The following is an 18373-nucleotide window of genomic DNA, read 5'->3' on the forward strand; positions in this document are numbered from 1 at the left end:
AGAGAGAGGTTGATATGAACGTGGACGACGGGCAAATCAACATGAGATTTAACAATCGCGATCCAGTCTACCTGCAGGTTGTCCGTTACTTCAAGGAGGGACTGGCAGCTGGCAGGCTTTCCGCAGGAGATGTTATTCCTTCACGCAGGGAAATTGCCGGCCTCTTCAAGATCAATCCCAACACGGCGCAAAAAGCATACAAGGAAATGGAGGATCAGGGCTTGATCATAACCGAAGGAAATTCCCCGAGCCGAATCGCAAGCAATGAACAGCTGATTGGCTCTATCCGGGATGAGCTTATTCAGGAGGCTGCGGCCGCCTTTATCGATTCTATCAAAAACATCGACGTGTCCGTCGAGGAACTGTTGAATGTTGTAAGAAAGCAGTATCTGAAAGGACGTCTAATGGAATAAAGGGAGGTGCCCGAAAATGATTGAATTGCAGAATGTGACAAAGAAATACGGACGCAAGAAGGTACTGAACGGGGTATCCTTTACAGCCGAAAAAAATGAAATCACCTGTTTGATCGGCATTAACGGAGTCGGAAAATCCACTGTACTCAAAGCCATTATGGGGCTGACGTCTATCGACAAAGGTCATATACATATTGATGAACAGCCTGTTCATCATTGGCATTATGAGCGGATCACGTTTGTTCCCGATACGATAACGATGCCCGGGAGCATGACGATTAAGGCCTGCATGCGCTTCATGGCGGATTTCTACAACAATTGGAATCAGTCCCGTGCCAATGAGCTGCTGATTTTCTTCAAGCTGAAGGCGGAGGATAAAGTTGCCGAGCTGTCCAAAGGAAATGCGGCGAAGCTTAATCTGCTGCTGGGACTGGCCGTCGATTCCGATTATATTCTGATGGATGAGCCGTTCTCGGGCATCGATGTGTTCAGCAGGGAACAGATTGCCTCGGTTTTTACCAGCCAGTTAATCGAGGATCGCGGCGTTATTATCACCACCCATGAAATCAATGACATTGAGCATCTGCTGGATAAAGTCGTTCTTTTGGATCAGGGCGCGGTTTTAAAATCGTTCAACTGCGAGGAAATGCGGCAGGAGCAAGGGAAATCCGTCATGGATGTGATGAGGGAGGTGTATCAGACATGAACCGATATTTGAAGCTGGTTCATATGGAGCTTGGCCGCTTCAGTAGAATTTATTTCAGTTTATTTGCGCTCATCCTGCTGGTGCAGATGGGGGGAGTATGGATGAAAGCGCAGGATATCATTCAAAGGGCCGGGAAGTGGCACAATGGCGGCCTCGATGCTTATTTGGAATATACAGCTCAGGCAGGCAAAGCAAACTTCGCGGATGTGATGTCGAACAGTCTGTTCTTTATGGCTCCTGTCTTTCTAAGCGCCTCGGTACTGCTGCTCTATATAATTCTGATCTGGTATCGCGACTGGCTGTTCAAGCAACCCTTTATTTATCGGCTTCTAATGCTTCCGACGCAGCGGTATCATCTTTATTTCTCCAAGTTAAGCGCCATTCTTATCATGTTTCTGGGGCTTGTTGCTTTCCAGCTGCTGCTGCTGCCGCTGGAAATCGGCTTGTTTCAATCCCTGGTGCCTGCAGAATTGAGAGAGACGATATCAACCGGAGACTTCATCCGTTCTCAATTAATGCTGCAAATTCTGCTGCCCTCAAGCTTCATGTCCTTCGTGATTTATTATGGAGCGGGCCTGCTTGCAGTGAGCGTGATTTTCACGGGGGTTCTGATCGAACGGAGCTATCGGCTAAAGGGGCTTGCAGGCGGTATTTTATATGTGGCACTCTCGGTATTCATCGTGACTTGTCCAATTCTTATCCCTTTTCTGATGTGGAACACCATCATTGAAAATTATTTGTACCCTATGGAAATCTTTATCCTCGAGCTGATATTGGGCTTGATCGTAGGTGTTATTTCAATTTGGACAGGCTTATTTCTAATCAAAAGAAAAGTGGCGGTTTGACCGGGGGAGGATTACAAAAATGAAAAGGTACGGGCTGTCAGCCGCACTTCTTGCACTGATCATTATTAGTATCGGGACTTATTATGTGCAGGCCTCATCCGGCAGCGGGCTTCCCCAGTACAGATTGGCGAAGCTCAGCGGCGACGGGAAGGAGGCGGCACATATTCAATTGGAAGGTTACTATGGGTCCGGAATCATTTCCGAACCATTGCATATCGGCATACAGGGAAGTGATTATGAAGCCAATAAGGGTTTCCTTGACCAGTTTTCCTTTCATCCAAGCCCCTGGAGCCATTTTAATTCTGTCCTTGCCGGGCATCGTCAGTTTCTGAAGGGCAGTCATCAGCCGGGCGGCTTTTATGAGAATGACAATCTGATCGCTTTTGCCAAAACAGCTTATGAAGTTACCGGTAATCTCAGCGTGGACTTCAGAATTGTCATTTCGATCTGGGACAAGAAGACAAAAGAAGCGCGCAGCATGGAAGTTCCGATTGCGGAGCCGAAGGGAATCAAGCTGCAGTGGTTAACGATTGATGAGGTCCAGATGAGCGGGAATCAGTTTAAAATTTTCACCCAGACGCAGCTGACTGCAGAAGGAACCGGGAAAACCTCGCAGCTTGTTGGCGTATACACCATCGATGAAGCAGACGGATCCATAACCAGCATGGAAGAACTTGCCGACAATGAAATAGAACCCGGGAATGTTCATGATATAAATTATCAGGTGGTTCCTACCTTGGATCCCCTGGATGCAAGCCCGTTTGTAGTCTATCGGGCGCATGAAATGAAGAATATCCAGACAGGCGCCGGTACCTCAGAGCAGATTGGGGAAAAGCTAATGTCCTACAGTCTGGCTTCCGGGCAATTCGAACCTGTGGTATTCAGCGGCGACGGAGATTTTCAGGAGAATTCCATGTCGTTTACCACTGCCGGAAACCAGCTTGTACGTGCAAGCGGCAGCAGTTTGGGGCTCCATATTGCCATATACAGTCTCGATGATAAGAAAATAGCGAGCGATAAGCTCATCACCTACAAGGAGCTCGGAGGGCAGTCGATAGACCGCCTGATTCTGCAGCAGAATAAGCTGTACGCCTTAATTGAAATTAGCGGAAAGCCGGGTATTGCGGTAGTGGATTGGAAAAGCGGAGCTGTCTTGTATCAAGGCGCTGTAAGCGTGGAGGGGACTCCGGAGGAGCGCGAAATTTTGCTGAGCCGGCTGACTGTAATAAATCTGATTCCTTCCCAATAATTTAAAAAAGGCTGCAGCCCTTGGCAGCTCAGGCATTGACATTCGGTTGACCGTTGATGAAGCAAATCCGGCTGCATTCCGTTTCTTGTTTCGGGAATAAATTGGAGGACCGAGGAGATACTGTAGATTAATGTTTCTCCTTGGGAGGTAATCACGTTGACCCGAAACAAAGTCGAGATTTGTGGTGTGGATACCGCAAAACTACCTGTACTTACCAACGTCGAAATGCGGGAACTTTTCACGGCTTTGCAAACACAGAATGAATGGGCAGCAAGAGAGAAATTGGTCAACGGCAACCTGAGGCTGGTACTCAGTGTGATTCAGCGGTTTAACAATCGCGGCGAATTCGTTGATGATTTATTTCAAGTCGGCTGCATCGGTCTCATGAAGGCCATCGACAATTTTGACCTTGGTCAGAATGTCAAGTTTTCAACCTATGCTGTACCGATGATCATCGGAGAAATCCGTCGTTACTTACGGGATAACAACCCGATTCGCGTATCGCGAAGCCTGCGGGATATCGCCTACAAGGCGCTGCAGGTGCGGGATACCTTGACGAATCAGAATTCAAGGGAACCGACAATAATGGAAATTTCCGAGGCGCTCAATGTGCCGAAGGAAGAAGTGGTTTTTGCCCTTGATGCTATTCAGGATCCGGTATCCTTATTCGAACCGATCTATCACGACGGGGGCGATCCTATTTATGTGATGGACCAAATCAGCGACGACAAGAACAAGGATGTATCGTGGATCGAAGAAATTGCGCTGCGGGAAGCGATGCACAAGCTTAACGAACGGGAAAAAATGATCTTATCGATGCGGTTTTTCGAAGGAAAGACCCAGATGGAGGTAGCCGATGAAATCGGCATCTCGCAGGCCCAGGTTTCACGTCTTGAGAAATCGGCCATCCAGCAAATGCAAAAGCATGTAAAAACCTGAAACGGCGCGCTATCGCGCCGTTTTTCTTATGCCCTCCCGAAAGCTTGGTCGAAAGAGCTTGACCACAGGGAGGCAAGCAGCAGAGTGGACAGGAAGTTTTTAATAGGAATCAGGACATTTTAACTATATCGTACATATAGTAATAGTAAAGGCAGGAGCGGAAAGAAGCTGCTGATGCACGCAAAACCTCTGCGGAAACGTGGTGAGTACCGATTGAAAATATCCGATTTTCAAACGAAGGATGTCATTAATATCGTCGATGGCCGCAAGCTGGGTCAAGTGAGCGATTTGGAGCTGGATCTGCGGCAGGGGCGAATCGATTCCATTGTCGTGCCGAGTTATACCCGATTTTTCGGGTTGTTCGGCGGCGGCGGAACGGATGTTGTGATCCCTTGGCGCAATATTGTGAAAATCGGCACGGATGTAGTGCTTGTACGGATCGATGATACGAAGGTGCACAAGAATGAAGACGAGGAACAAGGAGCAAGGTAGGTTTCAAAGGGCGATTCTTCGGCTTGGGCGGGCGGATAACACCGCTCGCATGAGCCGCTGCCCCTATGGTAAACTGGTAGCGGGGTGAGCGATGATGATGGAAGCATTCAAACGTGAAGATACAGCGAAGGGGCCTTCGCTTTTTTTATTGCCGCAATGGGCGGAGCAATATGCCGGTTTGACGGCCGGCTTCACCAGCAGGCTGGGCGGGACAAGCAGCAAGCCATGGACATCGCTGAACTGTGGACTGCATGTAGGCGATGAAACGGCGGCAGTGGTCAACAACCGGGCGCTGCTTGCGGCTGCCCTGGATTGGCCTTTTGACAGCTGGACATGTGCGGAACAGGTTCATGGCAATCATATCCACCGGGTAACGGCGGTAGATAGGGGAAAAGGACGTTTAAGCCGGGAGACAGCGATTGCCGATGCGGATGCGCTTGTAACCGATGAGAAGGATATTTTGTTGACCTCCTTTTATGCAGACTGTGTGCCGCTGTATTTTTTTGCGCCCAAGCAGGGGGTAATTGCGCTGGCCCATGCCGGCTGGAAGGGCACGGTGCTGGAGATTGCGCGGCATACCGTACAGGCCATGGCGGATGGCTACGGCTGCGCCGCAGAGGATATCAGGGCGGCGATTGGTCCGTCCATCGGAAGCTGTTGTTATGAAGTCGATGAGACCGTGCTTCGGCGCGTTGAACCGCTGATTGGCGACTTCGGTCCGGAGTTCCGGGCCAATCCGGAGCTGTGGATGCAGCCGACGGAAAATGGCCGGGCACGGATCAACTTGAAAGAAATCAACCGACAGATTATGATAAAAGCAGGAATTTTGCCGATGGCTATCGAATTATCTGAGTGGTGCACCGGCTGCAATACCGAACTCTTCTATTCTCATCGTATGGAAGGAGGAGCCACTGGACGCATGGTCAGCTGGATTGGCATGAGAGGTGAACGGTTAATATGACCTTGTCGGAACGGATTGAAACGGTGGAACGGCGGCTGGCCGAGGCTTGTAGGCGCAGCGGCAGAAGCCGGAAAGATATTGAGCTTATTGCAGTAACCAAATATGTTGGCATAGAACAGACTGCTGATGTGCTCCGGCAGGGGCTCAACCATCTGGGCGAAAACCGCTGGCAGGATGCCGCTGCCAAATGGAATGCGATCAGCGGGGAAGGAAGCAGCTCCGGGTTCCCGGATCTTCCGGAGGGACAAGCCCGGTGGCATTTTATCGGATCGCTGCAGACCAATAAAGTGAAAGAAGTCGTAGGAAAATTTAGCTATATACATTCACTTGACCGTTCTTCACTGGCGCAGGCCATTGAAAATCGGGCGCAGCAGCTTGGAATTATCGTACCCTGTTTCATACAGGTGAACGTATCAGGAGAGGACAGCAAGCATGGCTTGGCTCCCGAGCAGCTGCCCGTGTTTGCGCGGGAGCTTGCAGATCTGCCCCATATTGAGCCTGTTGGGCTTATGACCATGGCCCCGCTGGACGGGGAAGCGGAGCAGGCCCGTCCGGTTTTTCGCGAGCTGCGTCAGCTGCGGGATGAATTAAATGCCCTGGCATTGCTTCGGCAGCCCGTGAATGGGTTATCTATGGGCATGTCCAATGATTTTGAAGTGGCTGTTGAAGAAGGAGCCACATGGCTTCGATTAGGGACGGTTCTAGTCGGCAAAAGCTGACACAACGGTCATAGATATGCCTTCCGAAGTGAGTTTCTGGCTTGCTTTGGAGTGATCCGCGAGAAGTATTACCAGAAACTTCAGTAACGCTTCCGAAGTGAGTTTCTGGCTTGCTTTGGGGTAATCCGCGAGAAGTATTACCAGAAACTTCAGTAACGCTTCCGAAGTGAGTTTCTGGCTTGCTTTGGAGTAATCCGCGAGAAGTATTACCAGAAACTCTTAGGAGGAATGGATAATGAGTGTTATGAATAAATTCATGAGTTTTCTTGGGCTGCAGGAGGAAGAAGAAATCGTCGAACGTGAAAGAATTGAGCATCATGAGGAGCAAGAGGTTGAAACTTCTCCATTCGAAGCACGTAAACAATCTACAAAAGGCAATAATGTAGTTAGCATCCATTCGCAAAAAAATGTGCGCGTCATTCTGAATGAACCCCGTTCTTATGACGAAGCCCAGGAAATCGCCGATCATCTGCGCTCGCGGCGCGCTGTCGTTGTGAATCTGCAGCGGGTGCGTACGGATCTGGCTGTGCGGATTGTTGACTTTCTGAGCGGAACCATCTACGCTCTGAATGGAAGCATTTCGAAGCTTGGACCGAATATTTTTCTTTGCACGCCGGATACGGTTGAAATCCAGGGAACGATTACGGATATGCTGGCAGAAGAGAACGAATACAAAAAGACGAGGTGACCTTTAGTTGGACTGGAATGTAACGAGCATTGTCATGAATCTTTATACGATCTACAACTTTTTGATTATTGGCTACATTCTTTTGTCATGGCTCCCAAGCGCGCGCGAAAGCTTTATCGGCGTGCTGCTGGCTAAGATCGTAGAACCTTATTTGACGCCATTCAGACGGATTATTCCTCCCATTGGCGGAATGCTCGACATTTCCCCCATCGTTGCCTTGTTTGCACTCCGGTTTGTGGCATATGGGATTATCGCGATTCTCAACATGATTTTCCAATGAAGCCAGAAATCTATGTGCATTTCCATCCTGATGAGCGTGCTTTTGTCGATCGGGCCTCGGAGTGGGTCGAACGGGCAGCATTTGGCCATGAGATGAAACGCACGGACTTCCTCGATCCCAGACAGGTTGATATTCTAATGAGTTTGGCTAACCGCCAAATGGACATACAGGTTAAGCTGATGGGCGGATATGAGCAGGCGGAGCGCCGGCGTGCTCTTATCGCGCCGGATTACCGGATGCTGGATGATGAGCCTGAAGGTATAGCCTTGATTCAGATTACGGCCGGCACCGGAGGGCATCTACAGCTCGATCACGGCGATTACCTTGGCGCTCTGCTAGGGCTTGGAATCAAGCGGGACCGGGTAGGGGATCTTCACATTCACCCCGAATTCTGCCATTGTCTCGTTGAAGAGGAAATTGCCGATTATGTGAACATTCATTTGCGTCAAGTTCACCGGGTTCACGTCCTGACGGACATTGTTCCGTTAACCGGTCTGCAGGCTGCGGCTCCGGTGCTGGAGGAACAGAACCTATCGGTGGCTTCTTTGCGTCTGGACGGGATTGCAAGCGATGTTTACCGGGTCAGCCGGTCCAAAATCGTGGATCCCATCCGCGCAGGACGCTGCCGAGTCAACTGGCGTGCGGAAGAAGATCCTTCAGCGATGCTTAAAGAAGGGGATGTCGTTTCTTTTCAGGGCCTGGGCCGATTTAAAGTCCTCAGCGTCGAAGGTGTTACGAAGAAAGGCAGAGTACGGGTGAAAATCGGCAAATTTATATAGTACCTTGCAGGATTTTAGCCCGATATGTCGAATGTAAACAGGCAGACCCGAACTAATTGTGCGGGGCATGGGACTTTGGGTTTGATTTTGCCCTGAATTGTTTTCGTTCTTCGACTCTTCATACTCTTGGGAGGTGCGCCAATGCCGCTTACGCCATTGGACATACATAATAAAGAATTCGGAAGACGTCTTCGCGGTTACGACGAAGATGAAGTAAACGAGTTTCTCGATCAGGTCATCAAAGACTATGAGGCGCTTATTCGGGAAAACAAAGAATTGCAAAACCAGGCGTTATCGCTTCAGGAGAAGCTGAACCATTTCTCCAATATCGAAGAAACGCTGAGTAAAACGATCATTGTCGCACAAGAAGCGGCTGATGATGTAAAAAGCAACTCCAAGAAGGAAGCACAGCTGATTGTCAAGGAAGCGGAGAAGAATGCAGACCGGATCATTAATGAAGCTCTCTCCAAATCGCGGAAGGTTGCCCTTGAAGTCGAGGAGCTCAAACAACAGGCTTCCATCTACCGCGCCCGTTTCCGTTCGCTGGTCGAAGCGCAGCTCGAGCTGCTGAGCCATAATGGCTGGGATTCGCTTGAAGGCAGAGACCGCTTACCCAATGAAGTGATCAATAATTCCTAGGCACGCACTCGCCGCTCTTGACAAACACGCAGGGCTGGCGTATAAATGTGAATAATTAATCAACCAAATTCATTGACGAGAACAAGTAGACCATGCGTTTGCCCCCAGAGAATCCGATGATTGCTGTGAATCGGTGCGCAGAACGTGGTTGAAGATCATCTCCGAGAAGCTGCGCTGAATGCCCAAGTGGATAAATTGCTGACAAGACCAGATGTGCGAACAGCATCATTCTCCTCTTGCAAGCTGAACTTGCACTAAGCGCTGCCGGACTCCCCCCGTTACCAGGAATACGGATTTCTTTAAAATCCGTAACAAGTGTCAAGCATAGAAAATGTGAGAAGAACAGTGCCCGGCAAGCAAGCGGCATGTTGGATTCACTTTTATCATTATGCTTGGAACAAGGGTGGTAGCGCGAGCAGGTCCTCGTCCCTTTCCAGGGGATGGGGCTTTTTTTGTTGTCACAGCAGTCAGATTTTTCGCATGGTCTTTCAATGAATTTTCAAATAAGAAAGGGGATCTGTAAAGCATGCAGCGCGTAGATGTGAAGGAACGTGCAAGAGCCCGCGATATCCGGGTACTGGGCAAATGGAAAGCAGAACAGACATTTGAGCAATCGATCGAAAATCGTAATGGGAAACCTAATTTTGTATTTTACGAAGGTCCTCCGACTGCCAATGGCAAGCCGCATATCGGCCATGTGCTTGGACGGGTAATCAAGGATTTTGTTTGCCGCTATAAGACAATGTCCGGATACCGTGTTGTGCGCAAAGCAGGCTGGGATACGCACGGATTGCCTGTCGAGCTTGGGGTGGAGAAGCAGCTGGGCATCTCCGGCAAACAGGAAATCGAGAAATACGGCATCGAAGCCTTTGTCAAAAAATGCAAGGACAGCGTCTTTGAGTATGAACGGCAGTGGCGTGATCTGACGGAAGCGATCGGCTATTGGACTGATATGGACAAGCCTTATATTACGCTGGACAACAACTACATTGAGAGCGTGTGGCATATTTTATCCACGATTCATGGCAAAGGGCTGCTGTACCGCGGTCACCGGGTCAGCCCTTACTGCCCATGCTGCCAGACAACGCTCAGCTCTCACGAGGTTGCCCAGGGCTATGAAGATGTGAAGGATCTCAGCGCAACGGTGAAATTCAAGCTGACCGATTCCGGCGCGTATGTGCTGGCATGGACGACAACTCCTTGGACGCTTCCGGCGAATGTAGCGCTTGCCGTCAATCCGAAGCTGGACTATGTCCGGGTGAGAAAAGAAGGGGAGCTGTATATCGTCGCAGCGGGTCTTGTGGAAAGTGTAATGAAAAGCGGCTATGAAATCGAGTCCACTGTAAAAGGGGCTGATCTGCTCGGCTTGAAATATGAGCCTCCATTTCGCTATGCCGCGCTGGATAACGGGCATTTCGTCATTCCTGGTGACTTTGTCAGCGATACGAGCGGTACAGGTATTGTTCATATTGCGCCGGCCCATGGTGAGGATGACTACAAAGTGGCCCGCCAGAATGGCGTCAGCTTCCTGAATGTGGTGGACAATGCCGGCCGGTATATGGACATGGTGACTGATCTGGCAGGCCGCTTCGTAAAAGATTGCGATGTCGATATTGTCAAGATGCTCAGCGAGCAGGGATTGCTGTTCTCCAAGGAGAGGTACGAACACAGCTATCCGTTCTGCTGGCGCTGCAAATCGCCGCTTATCTACTATGCAACAGAGAGCTGGTTCATTGAAACGACCGCGGTGAAGGAACAGTTGATTGCCAATAACAAAAAGGTGGACTGGTATCCGGGGCATATCCGGGAAGGCCGGTTCGGCAAATTCCTTGAGGATCTAGTCGACTGGAACATCAGCCGCAACCGTTACTGGGGAACGCCGCTTAATGTTTGGGTTTGCGACAGCTGCGGGGGACAGCATGCGCCTGGAAGCAGGGCGGATCTGGTTGCGCGTTCGGTAGAACCCATCTCTCCCGACATTGAACTGCACAAGCCCTATGTGGATGAAGTTAAGCTGAACTGTCCGCATTGCGAAGGCGGTGTGATGACCAGAACGTCTGAGGTTATCGATGTCTGGTTCGACAGCGGCTCGATGCCGTTCGCGCAGCAGCATTATCCGTTTGAGAACGAGGCGGCATTTGCGGATCAGTACCCGGCAGATATTATTTGCGAGGGCATTGACCAGACGCGCGGCTGGTTCTTCAGCCTGCTGGCCGTATCAACGCTCTATAACGGCAAGGCTCCGTACAAAGCGGTTATTTCAACCGGACATGTGCTTGACGAGAACGGGCAGAAAATGTCCAAGTCCAAAGGGAATGTCATTGACCCGTGGGAAATCCTCGATGAATATGGAGCCGATGCGTTCCGCTGGGCATTATTGTCTGACAGCGCGCCATGGAACAGCAAACGGTTCTCGCGGGGGATCGTTGGCGAAGCCAAATCGAAGGTAATGGACACTATCGTCAATACTCATGCGTTTTTTGCCTTGTATGCGTCGATTGACGGATATGAGCCTTCCAAGCATCCATACCGGGAATCTTCAGGAAAGCTGGACCGCTGGATTGTGTCGAGGTTGAACAGCTTGATCAAGCAGGTGGAGAAGGGCCTTGAGGTGAATGATTTTCTCAACCCGGCCAAAGCCATAGAGGTCTTCGTCGATGAATTAAGCAACTGGTATATCCGCCGTTCCCGCGACCGGTTCTGGGGAAGCGGCCTGACGGATGACAAGCTGGATGCCTACGGGACGCTGCGGCATGTGCTGCTCACGCTCTCGCGGCTTATTGCCCCTTATGCGCCAATTCTCGCAGAAGACATCTACGGCAACCTGGGAGGCGGTACGGAAAGCGTTCATTTGGCCGATTACCCAAAAGCCGATGACTCCGCAATCGATGAAACCTTGGAGCGTGATATGGAGACCGCCCGTCAGATTGTCGAGCTTGCGCGCAATGTCCGCAACGAAACGGGGATCAAGACCCGTCAGCCGTTGTCCGAGTTGATTATTGCACTGGACCGTGAATTCGATCTTACAGCGTATGAAGACATCATCAAGGACGAAATCAATATCAAGACTATTGCAATTGCAAGCGGCGATAGCGGGTTTGTGGATTTCACCTTTAAGCTGAACCTGAAGGTTGCGGGTAAAAAATACGGCAAACTGGTAGGGGGCATTCAAGCTTATCTGAAGCAGCTGACGCCGGAGCAGACTCAAGCGGCGGTGCAAAGCGGGGAGCTTGCATATCCATCCTCCGAAGGTGAAACGTTGACTCTTGCAATCGACGAGCTGCTGATTGAGAAACAGGCCAAGGCCGGGTTTGCATCCGCTTCGGGTTATCAGTTGACGGTGGCGGTTAATACCGATATTACACCCGAGCTTGAACAGGAAGGCTTGGTCCGTGAAGTCATCCGTGCAGTTCAGGATACACGCAAGAAGCTGGATTTGCCGATTGAGAAGCGGGTTCATCTGACGCTTGACGTGGATGCCGAGCTGACGGCAGCGCTGAAGGCATTCGAAGCTGTTCTGATGGAGAATGTGCTGCTGAGCGGAGTCGATTATGGAAGCAGCGAGGGAATGGAGCGGCTGAAGCTCGGCGAGAAAGAAATTGGAATTTTAATCGGCGGTTAAGGGCATTATAACCGGTGAATGACCGCATATGGGCTTAACGTTCATGCGAGTGCTGCCGGCGAAGCGGCAAATGCCGCTTCGCCGGCAGCATCTGCATGGGCGTTTTTTTACTTCTTGCCTTGCTCATCAACTACCACGATCATACGGAGGGTTCAATATGACCGAGGAAACAAAAAACCTGAACGCCATCCAGCATTCGATGGAAATATTGGACCGCCGGCTGGAGAAAGTCGCCGTGGATATGGAACGTTCGCAAATGGCGGATTATGTGCTGCTTCTTAATCGGCCCCTTTCCCTGATATGGCGCAATTTATTGGCCGGCATATTCCGCGGCGTCGGCATCGCGCTGGGATTTTCCATTTTTGCGGCAACGATTATTTATATCCTGCAGTTCCTTGGCGCGCTGAACCTGCCGATTGTCGGCGACTATATCGCTGATATTGTACGGATCGTCCAGCATCAGCTCGAAGGCAAGGTTTATTGACCGTTAAGAACGGGCAAGTCCGTTTCCTGTTCTGTGCATAAGATTTAAGCCAGCTATTCGAGTCCGCTGTCTCCTTCATTGTTTTTCAGATAATCGTAATATTCCCGGTTGCGAACGACGCTGACTACTTTCCCGGTAATATCGGTAGCCAGGAAGCTCTCCAGCGGCTCTACATAACCGTCTGGTTCGCCGGCTTCAATACCCATTTCATCGTAGGACTCGACGTCGCGGTTTTCGGACATGGCCGGAGAGTCGGAGTTTCCCCACTGCTCCACGATTTGCCAAGCGTCTTCCCCGTCAAAGCCATTGTAGCCCTCATGCTCATCCATGCTGGAATGCCCGAAGGCAGGCGTGAGCACCTGCTCTTCAATGGGTCTGCGCTCTGATATCTCCTGCCTGGGCGAATGCTCCACACAATATAAGGTATCGGGCAGCGCCTGCAGCCGTTGATACGGGATAGTTTCGCCGCACACCAGACAGCTGCCGTAAACGCCATTATCCATCGCCGTCAATGCCGCTTCAATCCGTTCCAGCCGAAGCTCCTCCTGCTCCAAAAGCGCCGTATCCTTGCCACGCTCATAGATTTCGCTTGCCACATCGCCGGGATGGTTATCGATCATCGACAATTCTCCGGTTTCATCCCGCTGGGAGTCGGCATGACCATAATGATCACTGTCTTCAAGCCGCCGGGCAGTTTCATTCTTCTCCGCTTCCAGTTGGCTTCGCAGCATATTCAACTGATTCATCGTCAATGTATTCACGATTGCAGCCCCTCTTTTCCATTTGTATAGCTGTGCAGGATTGCCTTTAGCTTTCGCTGATATGCCTGATTTTAGAGGTGGGCATCGCTGGGGCATTTGGCAAACGGGGGCAGGCGGGACCAATGAAGGATTCGCTGGTGGCAAATAGGTGGAATATGCTACAATGTTTGGGACAAGGGGGCATGATGTTTTTGAGATTATATTATTATTGGATCGCTTTATTCGTCTTTGTGATTGATTGGGTTACCAAAAGGCTAATCGAGAATAATCTTGTAATCGGTGAAAAAATCAATGTGCTCGGCGACGGATTTTTTATTATCACCTCCCTCCGCAACGAAGGAGCGGCATTTGGCATCCTCCAGCAGCAGCAGATATTGTTTCTCTGCATCACTCTGGTGGTTGTGGCCGGAATAGTCTGGTATCTCCAGAAGAACCGTCAGTCCGGCAAGCCCTTGTTACTGGTCGGCCTTGGCATGGTGCTTGGCGGGGCCGTAGGCAACTTCCTCGACCGTGCGCTTTATGGCCATGTTGTCGACTTTTTGCAATTTACCTTTGGGCGTTACATCTTTCCGATATTTAACTTGGCCGACTCGGGTATCGTATGCGGGGTTGCGCTGATTTTGCTGGACGCCATTTTATCCATGAAGAATGAGAACGGAGATTCGAATGAACACAAAGAGCCTATCGAACAGGACAGACAGGATGGACAAGACGGACATGACAGCAAACAAGAGCATCAACCCATTCAATGACGAGCCGCTTGAGTTCACAGTAGACGAGAGTCAGACAGGACAGCGGCTTGATAAATATGTAACGGAAAGCCTTGAAGAAGGACTGGCATCACGCACGCAGGTGCAGGAATGGATCAGGACCGGCGCGATTCAGGTGAACGGACGGACGGTTAAAGCCAATCACAAGATTACAGCCGACGAGCATATCGTCATTGTCATTCCCGAACCGGAGCAAGCCGTAATCGATCCCGAGGATATCCCGCTTGAAATTGCCTATGAGGACAGCGATGTCATCGTGATCAACAAACCGCGCGGGATGGTCGTGCATCCGGCGCCAGGCCACTATTCGGGGACACTCGTTAACGCGCTTATGTTTCACTGCACCGACTTGTCCGGCATCAACGGCGTTCTTCGTCCCGGCATCGTACATCGTATAGATAAAGACACCTCCGGACTGATTATGGCGGCCAAAAATGATCTGGCACACGCTTCACTCGCAGCCCAGCTGAAGGACCACACCGTGACGCGCAAATATATCGCGCTCGTTCACGGCAAAGTGCCGCATGAGCATGGCACCATCGATGCCCCGATCGGGCGGGATCCGCAGGACCGCAAGCTGTTTACGGTCACCCAGAAGGGCAGCAAGCATGCGGTTACGCATTTTGCAGTCCTGGAGAGATTGGGCGAGGACTTTACTTTGCTGGAGCTGCAGCTGGAAACCGGCCGTACGCATCAGATCCGCGTTCATCTCAAATACATCGGCTACCCGCTGGCAGGGGATCCCATGTACGGGCGCAACAAGACGATTGCGCTCAAAGGGCAAGCGCTGCATGCGGCCGTTCTGGGCTTTACGCATCCCCGTTCCGGAGAGTATCTGGAGTTCTCGGCTCCTATTCCAGAGGACATTGAACATGAATTGATGATATTGCGGCAGCGTTAATGGTGAAAAGTGCAAACTTTTCACTATTTTCTTTATTATGTTTGTTCTGTCTGTAGGCTATGATGATAGCAATTCATACTATGCCGCGAACGGCCATAGAAAGGTGAGATTGAAGTCAGATGACACAAATTAACCACAACTATACGCAGCTGCAGGGCAGCTACCTGTTTTCCGAGATTGCCAAGCGCCGCACCAAATTCACCCAGGAGAATCCGAATGCGCAAATTATCAGCCTGGGTATCGGCGATGTTACCCGCGGTTTGCCTGATGCTGTCGTGAAAGCAATGCACAAAGCCGTGGACGAGCTGGCAAGCCCCGATGCATTCCGCGGGTACGGTCCGGAGCAGGGATATGATTTTCTGATTCAGGCCATTATTGAGAATGACTACAAAGCGCGGGGCATCGATATCGCGACCAATGAAGTGTTTGTAAGCGATGGTTCCAAATGCGATGTAGGCAACATCCAGGAGATTTTCAGCCAGGATGCGGTAGTAGCGGTCCAGGATCCGGTATATCCGGTCTACGTGGACACCAATGTCATGGCAGGCCGTTCGGGTCAATTCAATAAAGAAAAAAACCAGTACGAGAACATTGTTTATCTGCCATGCAGCTCGGAGAATGACTTTATTCCAAGCCTGCCTGACCGCAAAGTGGATTTGATCTACTTGTGCTATCCCAACAATCCGACGGGTATGACGCTGAGCAAGGAAGAGCTGAAGCGCTGGGTGGATTATGCCAGAGCGAACAACTGCATCATCCTGTATGATTCCGCCTATGAAGCGTTTATTCAGGAAGAGGATGTTCCGCGCAGCATTTATGAAATCGAAGGGGCGAAGGAAGTAGCCATCGAATTCCGCAGCTTCTCCAAAACAGCAGGCTTCACCGGCGTCCGCTGCGCCTATACGATTGTTCCGCGCGAACTGAAGGCCAAAGATGCGGACGGCAATACGCTGCTCGTCAATGATCTGTGGAACCGCCGCCACACAACGAAATTCAACGGCGTATCCTATGTGACCCAGCGCGGGGCTGAGGCGATCTACAGCGCTGAAGGCAAGCAGCAAATTGCCGCCACCATCGATTATTACATGACCAATGCCCGCATCATCCGTGACGGACTGGCTTCGCTTGGGCTGGAAGTATTCGGCGGCGTCAATGCCCCTTATATCTGGCTCAAAACACCAAACGGCATGGATTCATGGGCATTCTTCGATAAATTGCTGTCCGAGGCCAACATTGTGGGAACGCCTGGCGTAGGCTTCGGCCAAAGCGGACAAGGCTACTTCCGTCTCACCGCTTTCGGCAGCCGCGAGAATACCGAGAAAGCCGTTGAACGCATTACGAAGCTCAGCCTGTAACAACTCTCATGTAAGGTATTGACATCATTTGTCGAACGTGGGATAATTCCTTTAATGAACAGTAGTACCTTTAATTCAGTCCAGAGAGGCTGTCAAGGTATCGTGAATAATGGAATGTTCCTCATGCAACCCGGACAAGAACCGCTGGCGGCTTTTTGCGCGCAGACGTCTCTTGACGGAAAGAGAAGGGAATATTCATTTGAACGACTCCTTGCGACGGCCGCAAGGAGTTTTTTATTGTGACCGATCATCGCTTGGAGTCAGGGAGGCGGATGAAGCGTATGGATGGGCAGCACCGCATCATTATGGACGAAACTGCGATCCGCCGTGCTCTCACGCGTATCGCCCACGAAATCGTGGAAAAGAACAAGGGCATTGATAACTGTGTACTCGTCGGCATTCGTACACGCGGCATTTATCTGGCGCAGCGAATCGCCGAGCAAATCCGCGAGATTGAAGGGCTCCCTGTAGAGGTGAAGGGAATCGACATTACCCTGTACCGCGATGACAGAGGAACTGGCGGAAGGTCGGGTTCCGGCTCAGAGCAGTCAGCTTCATCCTTGGAGGCAGGCAAAGACGACAATGTCATCAGTGTGCAGGACAAGCGGATTATTTTGTTCGACGATGTGCTGTATACGGGCCGTACAATCAGAGCTGCCATGGATGCATTGATGGATTGCGGCAGGCCGCAGACGATTCAATTGGCGGTGCTGGTGGACAGGGGACATCGCGAGCTGCCGATCCGGCCTGATTATGTGGGCAAGAACGTGCCGACATCCAAACAGGAACAGATTCAGGTCTCGCTTCAAGAAGTGGATCATGAAGATAAAGTGACCATTATCCATTAAAGGGGGCAGGCTATAAGCATGAATGAAACGATAGTAAAACAGCGCAGTTTGCTGGGATTGAAGGATATGCCGCAGGAGGAAATAACCGAACTGCTGGAACGCGCCGCTTATTGGGAAGCCCAGCCCGACAAGCTAACCCCTGTGCTCCAGGGTAGATTTGTGGCCAATATGTTTTTTGAGAACAGCACCCGCACGAGATTCTCGTTCGAGGTCGCCCAGAAGCGTCTGGGAGCTGAGGTACTGAACTTCTCCGCAGCGGTATCCAGTGTGCAGAAAGGCGAATCGATCTACGATACGGTGCGCACGCTTGAATCCATGGGAATTGACGCCGGGATCATCCGTCTGAAGCCGATCGGCGTGCTGGCGGACCTGGCAACCAAAGTCAAGGTGCCGCTGATTAACGCCGGGGACGGAAATAACGAGCACCCTACACAGGCGCTGCTCGATCTTTATACGATTCGCAAGGAGTTCGGTGAATTAAAGGGATTGACCGTTTCCATTATAGGCGATGTTCTGCACAGCCGGGTTGCCCGGTCCAACCTGTGGGCGATGCGGAAGCTGGGGATGAACGTACGATTTTGCGCGCCGCCAGGCATGGCAGCTTACGAGCTCGACGTTCAATACGTCACGATCGAAGAAGCGTTGAAGTCCGATGTGGTCATGATGCTTCGCGTGCAGCTGGAACGTCATGAGAACGGCGTGTTCCAATCAGCCGGGGAATATCGGAAGCAGTACGGGCTGACGGCAGAGCGGGCTGCGTCAATCGCGGATCACGCCATCATCATGCATCCGGCTCCGATCAACCGCGATGTGGAAATCGACGATGAACTGGTGGAGCATCCGAAATCGCGGATTTTCCAGCAAATGCAGAACGGCGTAGCGGTCCGGATGGCCGTTATCGAGCGGGCGCTCGCTTAAGCAG

20 protein-coding genes and 1 other annotated feature are annotated in these 18373 nt (G+C 51.0%); of the genes, 19 read left to right on the forward strand and 1 reads right to left on the reverse strand.

Annotation, left to right across the window (positions count from 1 at the left end):
- Positions 1–14 precede the first annotated feature (14 nt).
- From AC0YOB_RS12425 to AC0YOB_RS12490, 14 genes are all read left to right on the forward strand, one after another.
- Positions 15–413, forward strand: a complete 399-nt coding sequence (locus tag AC0YOB_RS12425) for a GntR family transcriptional regulator (RefSeq protein WP_475793092.1) — start codon at positions 15–17, stop codon at positions 411–413.
- Positions 414–429: 16 nt separating this feature from the next.
- The gene (locus AC0YOB_RS12430) at positions 430–1119 is read left to right on the forward strand and encodes an ABC transporter ATP-binding protein (protein WP_475793093.1); all 690 of its coding nucleotides are present in this window, start codon (positions 430–432) and stop codon (positions 1117–1119) included.
- The gene (locus AC0YOB_RS12435; protein ID WP_475793094.1) at positions 1116–1964 is read left to right on the forward strand and encodes a hypothetical protein; all 849 of its coding nucleotides are present in this window, start codon (positions 1116–1118) and stop codon (positions 1962–1964) included. The genes AC0YOB_RS12430 and AC0YOB_RS12435 overlap by 4 nt, the downstream gene beginning before the upstream one ends.
- A gap of 19 nt (positions 1965–1983) precedes the next feature.
- Complete coding sequence (locus tag AC0YOB_RS12440; protein ID WP_475793095.1) at positions 1984–3213, forward strand: hypothetical protein; 1230 nt, start codon at positions 1984–1986, stop codon at positions 3211–3213.
- A gap of 156 nt (positions 3214–3369) precedes the next feature.
- Positions 3370–4152 (forward strand): RNA polymerase sporulation sigma factor SigG, encoded by a 783-nt coding sequence (gene sigG, locus AC0YOB_RS12445; protein WP_188992832.1) that lies wholly within the window; start codon positions 3370–3372, stop codon positions 4150–4152.
- 213 nt (positions 4153–4365) lie between these two features.
- A complete protein-coding gene (locus AC0YOB_RS12450) occupies positions 4366–4644 on the forward strand; it encodes a PRC-barrel domain-containing protein (protein ID WP_210046560.1) in 279 nt (92 codons plus the stop codon).
- A gap of 91 nt (positions 4645–4735) precedes the next feature.
- On the forward strand, positions 4736–5605 hold the full coding sequence (gene pgeF, locus AC0YOB_RS12455; RefSeq protein ID WP_475793096.1) for a peptidoglycan editing factor PgeF: 870 nt from the start codon (positions 4736–4738) through the stop codon (positions 5603–5605).
- On the forward strand, positions 5602–6324 hold the full coding sequence (locus tag AC0YOB_RS12460) for a YggS family pyridoxal phosphate-dependent enzyme (RefSeq protein ID WP_475793097.1): 723 nt from the start codon (positions 5602–5604) through the stop codon (positions 6322–6324). The genes pgeF and AC0YOB_RS12460 overlap by 4 nt, the downstream gene beginning before the upstream one ends.
- Before the next feature lie 235 nt (positions 6325–6559).
- Positions 6560–7012: a cell division protein SepF gene (locus tag AC0YOB_RS12465; protein ID WP_210046558.1), complete on the forward strand. Its 453-nt coding sequence runs from the start codon at positions 6560–6562 to the stop codon at positions 7010–7012.
- Between the two features lie 34 nt (positions 7013–7046).
- Entirely contained in the window at positions 7047–7292 is a 246-nt protein-coding gene (locus tag AC0YOB_RS12470; RefSeq protein ID WP_210046588.1) for a YggT family protein, read from the forward strand.
- The gene (locus tag AC0YOB_RS12475) at positions 7289–8071 is read left to right on the forward strand and encodes a YlmH family RNA-binding protein (protein WP_475793098.1); all 783 of its coding nucleotides are present in this window, start codon (positions 7289–7291) and stop codon (positions 8069–8071) included. The genes AC0YOB_RS12470 and AC0YOB_RS12475 overlap by 4 nt, the downstream gene beginning before the upstream one ends.
- Positions 8072–8212: 141 nt before the next feature.
- On the forward strand, positions 8213–8710 hold the full coding sequence (locus tag AC0YOB_RS12480; protein WP_210046556.1) for a DivIVA domain-containing protein: 498 nt from the start codon (positions 8213–8215) through the stop codon (positions 8708–8710).
- A gap of 63 nt (positions 8711–8773) precedes the next feature.
- Positions 8774–9144, forward strand: a binding site (T-box leader).
- A gap of 92 nt (positions 9145–9236) precedes the next feature.
- Positions 9237–12332: an isoleucine--tRNA ligase gene (gene ileS, locus AC0YOB_RS12485; RefSeq protein ID WP_475793099.1), complete on the forward strand. Its 3096-nt coding sequence runs from the start codon at positions 9237–9239 to the stop codon at positions 12330–12332.
- A gap of 199 nt (positions 12333–12531) precedes the next feature.
- Complete coding sequence (locus tag AC0YOB_RS12490; protein WP_379114353.1) at positions 12532–12816, forward strand: DUF5665 domain-containing protein; 285 nt, start codon at positions 12532–12534, stop codon at positions 12814–12816.
- Positions 12817–12869: 53 nt separating this feature from the next.
- On the opposite strand, the gene AC0YOB_RS12495 is transcribed toward AC0YOB_RS12490, so the two are convergent.
- Positions 12870–13577 (reverse strand): TraR/DksA C4-type zinc finger protein, encoded by a 708-nt coding sequence (locus AC0YOB_RS12495; RefSeq protein WP_475793100.1) that lies wholly within the window; start codon positions 13575–13577, stop codon positions 12870–12872.
- A gap of 185 nt (positions 13578–13762) precedes the next feature.
- Between AC0YOB_RS12495 and lspA the strand changes: the two genes are divergently transcribed.
- The 5 genes from lspA to AC0YOB_RS12520 all read left to right on the forward strand — a co-directional run bounded on the left by lspA (position 13763) and on the right by AC0YOB_RS12520 (position 18369).
- Positions 13763–14329, forward strand: coding sequence for a signal peptidase II (gene lspA, locus AC0YOB_RS12500; protein ID WP_475793101.1), 567 nt, complete (start codon positions 13763–13765; stop codon positions 14327–14329).
- Positions 14295–15248, forward strand: coding sequence for an RluA family pseudouridine synthase (locus AC0YOB_RS12505; protein WP_475793102.1), 954 nt, complete (start codon positions 14295–14297; stop codon positions 15246–15248). Before lspA ends, AC0YOB_RS12505 begins: the two co-directional genes overlap by 35 nt.
- A gap of 119 nt (positions 15249–15367) precedes the next feature.
- The gene (locus AC0YOB_RS12510) at positions 15368–16603 is read left to right on the forward strand and encodes an LL-diaminopimelate aminotransferase (protein WP_475793103.1); all 1236 of its coding nucleotides are present in this window, start codon (positions 15368–15370) and stop codon (positions 16601–16603) included.
- A gap of 281 nt (positions 16604–16884) precedes the next feature.
- Positions 16885–17451 (forward strand): bifunctional pyr operon transcriptional regulator/uracil phosphoribosyltransferase PyrR, encoded by a 567-nt coding sequence (pyrR, locus tag AC0YOB_RS12515; RefSeq protein ID WP_475793555.1) that lies wholly within the window; start codon positions 16885–16887, stop codon positions 17449–17451.
- Between the two features lie 18 nt (positions 17452–17469).
- Entirely contained in the window at positions 17470–18369 is a 900-nt protein-coding gene (locus AC0YOB_RS12520; RefSeq protein ID WP_475793104.1) for an aspartate carbamoyltransferase catalytic subunit, read from the forward strand.
- The last annotated feature ends 4 nt before the right edge of the window (positions 18370–18373 follow it).

The sequence above is a fragment of the Paenibacillus sp. JT31N17 genome (genome assembly GCF_056269255.1).

Excerpts from the sequence above, each read along its gene's own strand:
- AC0YOB_RS12480 (WP_210046556.1), top strand. The coding sequence starts at position 8,213 with ATGCCGCTTACGCCATTGGACATACATAATAAAGAATTCGGAAGACGT.
- AC0YOB_RS12510 (WP_475793103.1), top strand. The coding sequence starts at position 15,368 with ATGACACAAATTAACCACAACTATACGCAGCTGCAGGGCAGCTACCTG.
- AC0YOB_RS12460 (WP_475793097.1), top strand. The coding sequence starts at position 5,602 with ATGACCTTGTCGGAACGGATTGAAACGGTGGAACGGCGGCTGGCCGAG.
- AC0YOB_RS12430 (WP_475793093.1), top strand. The coding sequence starts at position 430 with ATGATTGAATTGCAGAATGTGACAAAGAAATACGGACGCAAGAAGGTA.
- AC0YOB_RS12520 (WP_475793104.1), top strand. The coding sequence starts at position 17,470 with ATGAATGAAACGATAGTAAAACAGCGCAGTTTGCTGGGATTGAAGGAT.
- pgeF (WP_475793096.1), top strand. The coding sequence starts at position 4,736 with ATGATGATGGAAGCATTCAAACGTGAAGATACAGCGAAGGGGCCTTCG.
- lspA (WP_475793101.1), top strand. The coding sequence starts at position 13,763 with ATGTTTTTGAGATTATATTATTATTGGATCGCTTTATTCGTCTTTGTG.
- ileS (WP_475793099.1), top strand. The coding sequence starts at position 9,237 with ATGCAGCGCGTAGATGTGAAGGAACGTGCAAGAGCCCGCGATATCCGG.
- AC0YOB_RS12475 (WP_475793098.1), top strand. The coding sequence starts at position 7,289 with ATGAAGCCAGAAATCTATGTGCATTTCCATCCTGATGAGCGTGCTTTT.
- AC0YOB_RS12470 (WP_210046588.1), top strand. The coding sequence starts at position 7,047 with ATGAATCTTTATACGATCTACAACTTTTTGATTATTGGCTACATTCTT.
- AC0YOB_RS12465 (WP_210046558.1), top strand. The coding sequence starts at position 6,560 with ATGAGTGTTATGAATAAATTCATGAGTTTTCTTGGGCTGCAGGAGGAA.
- pyrR (WP_475793555.1), top strand. The coding sequence starts at position 16,885 with ATGGATGGGCAGCACCGCATCATTATGGACGAAACTGCGATCCGCCGT.
- AC0YOB_RS12435 (WP_475793094.1), top strand. The coding sequence starts at position 1,116 with ATGAACCGATATTTGAAGCTGGTTCATATGGAGCTTGGCCGCTTCAGT.
- AC0YOB_RS12425 (WP_475793092.1), top strand. The coding sequence starts at position 15 with ATGAACGTGGACGACGGGCAAATCAACATGAGATTTAACAATCGCGAT.
- AC0YOB_RS12490 (WP_379114353.1), top strand. The coding sequence starts at position 12,532 with ATGGAAATATTGGACCGCCGGCTGGAGAAAGTCGCCGTGGATATGGAA.
- AC0YOB_RS12440 (WP_475793095.1), top strand. The coding sequence starts at position 1,984 with ATGAAAAGGTACGGGCTGTCAGCCGCACTTCTTGCACTGATCATTATT.
- AC0YOB_RS12505 (WP_475793102.1), top strand. The coding sequence starts at position 14,295 with ATGACAGCAAACAAGAGCATCAACCCATTCAATGACGAGCCGCTTGAG.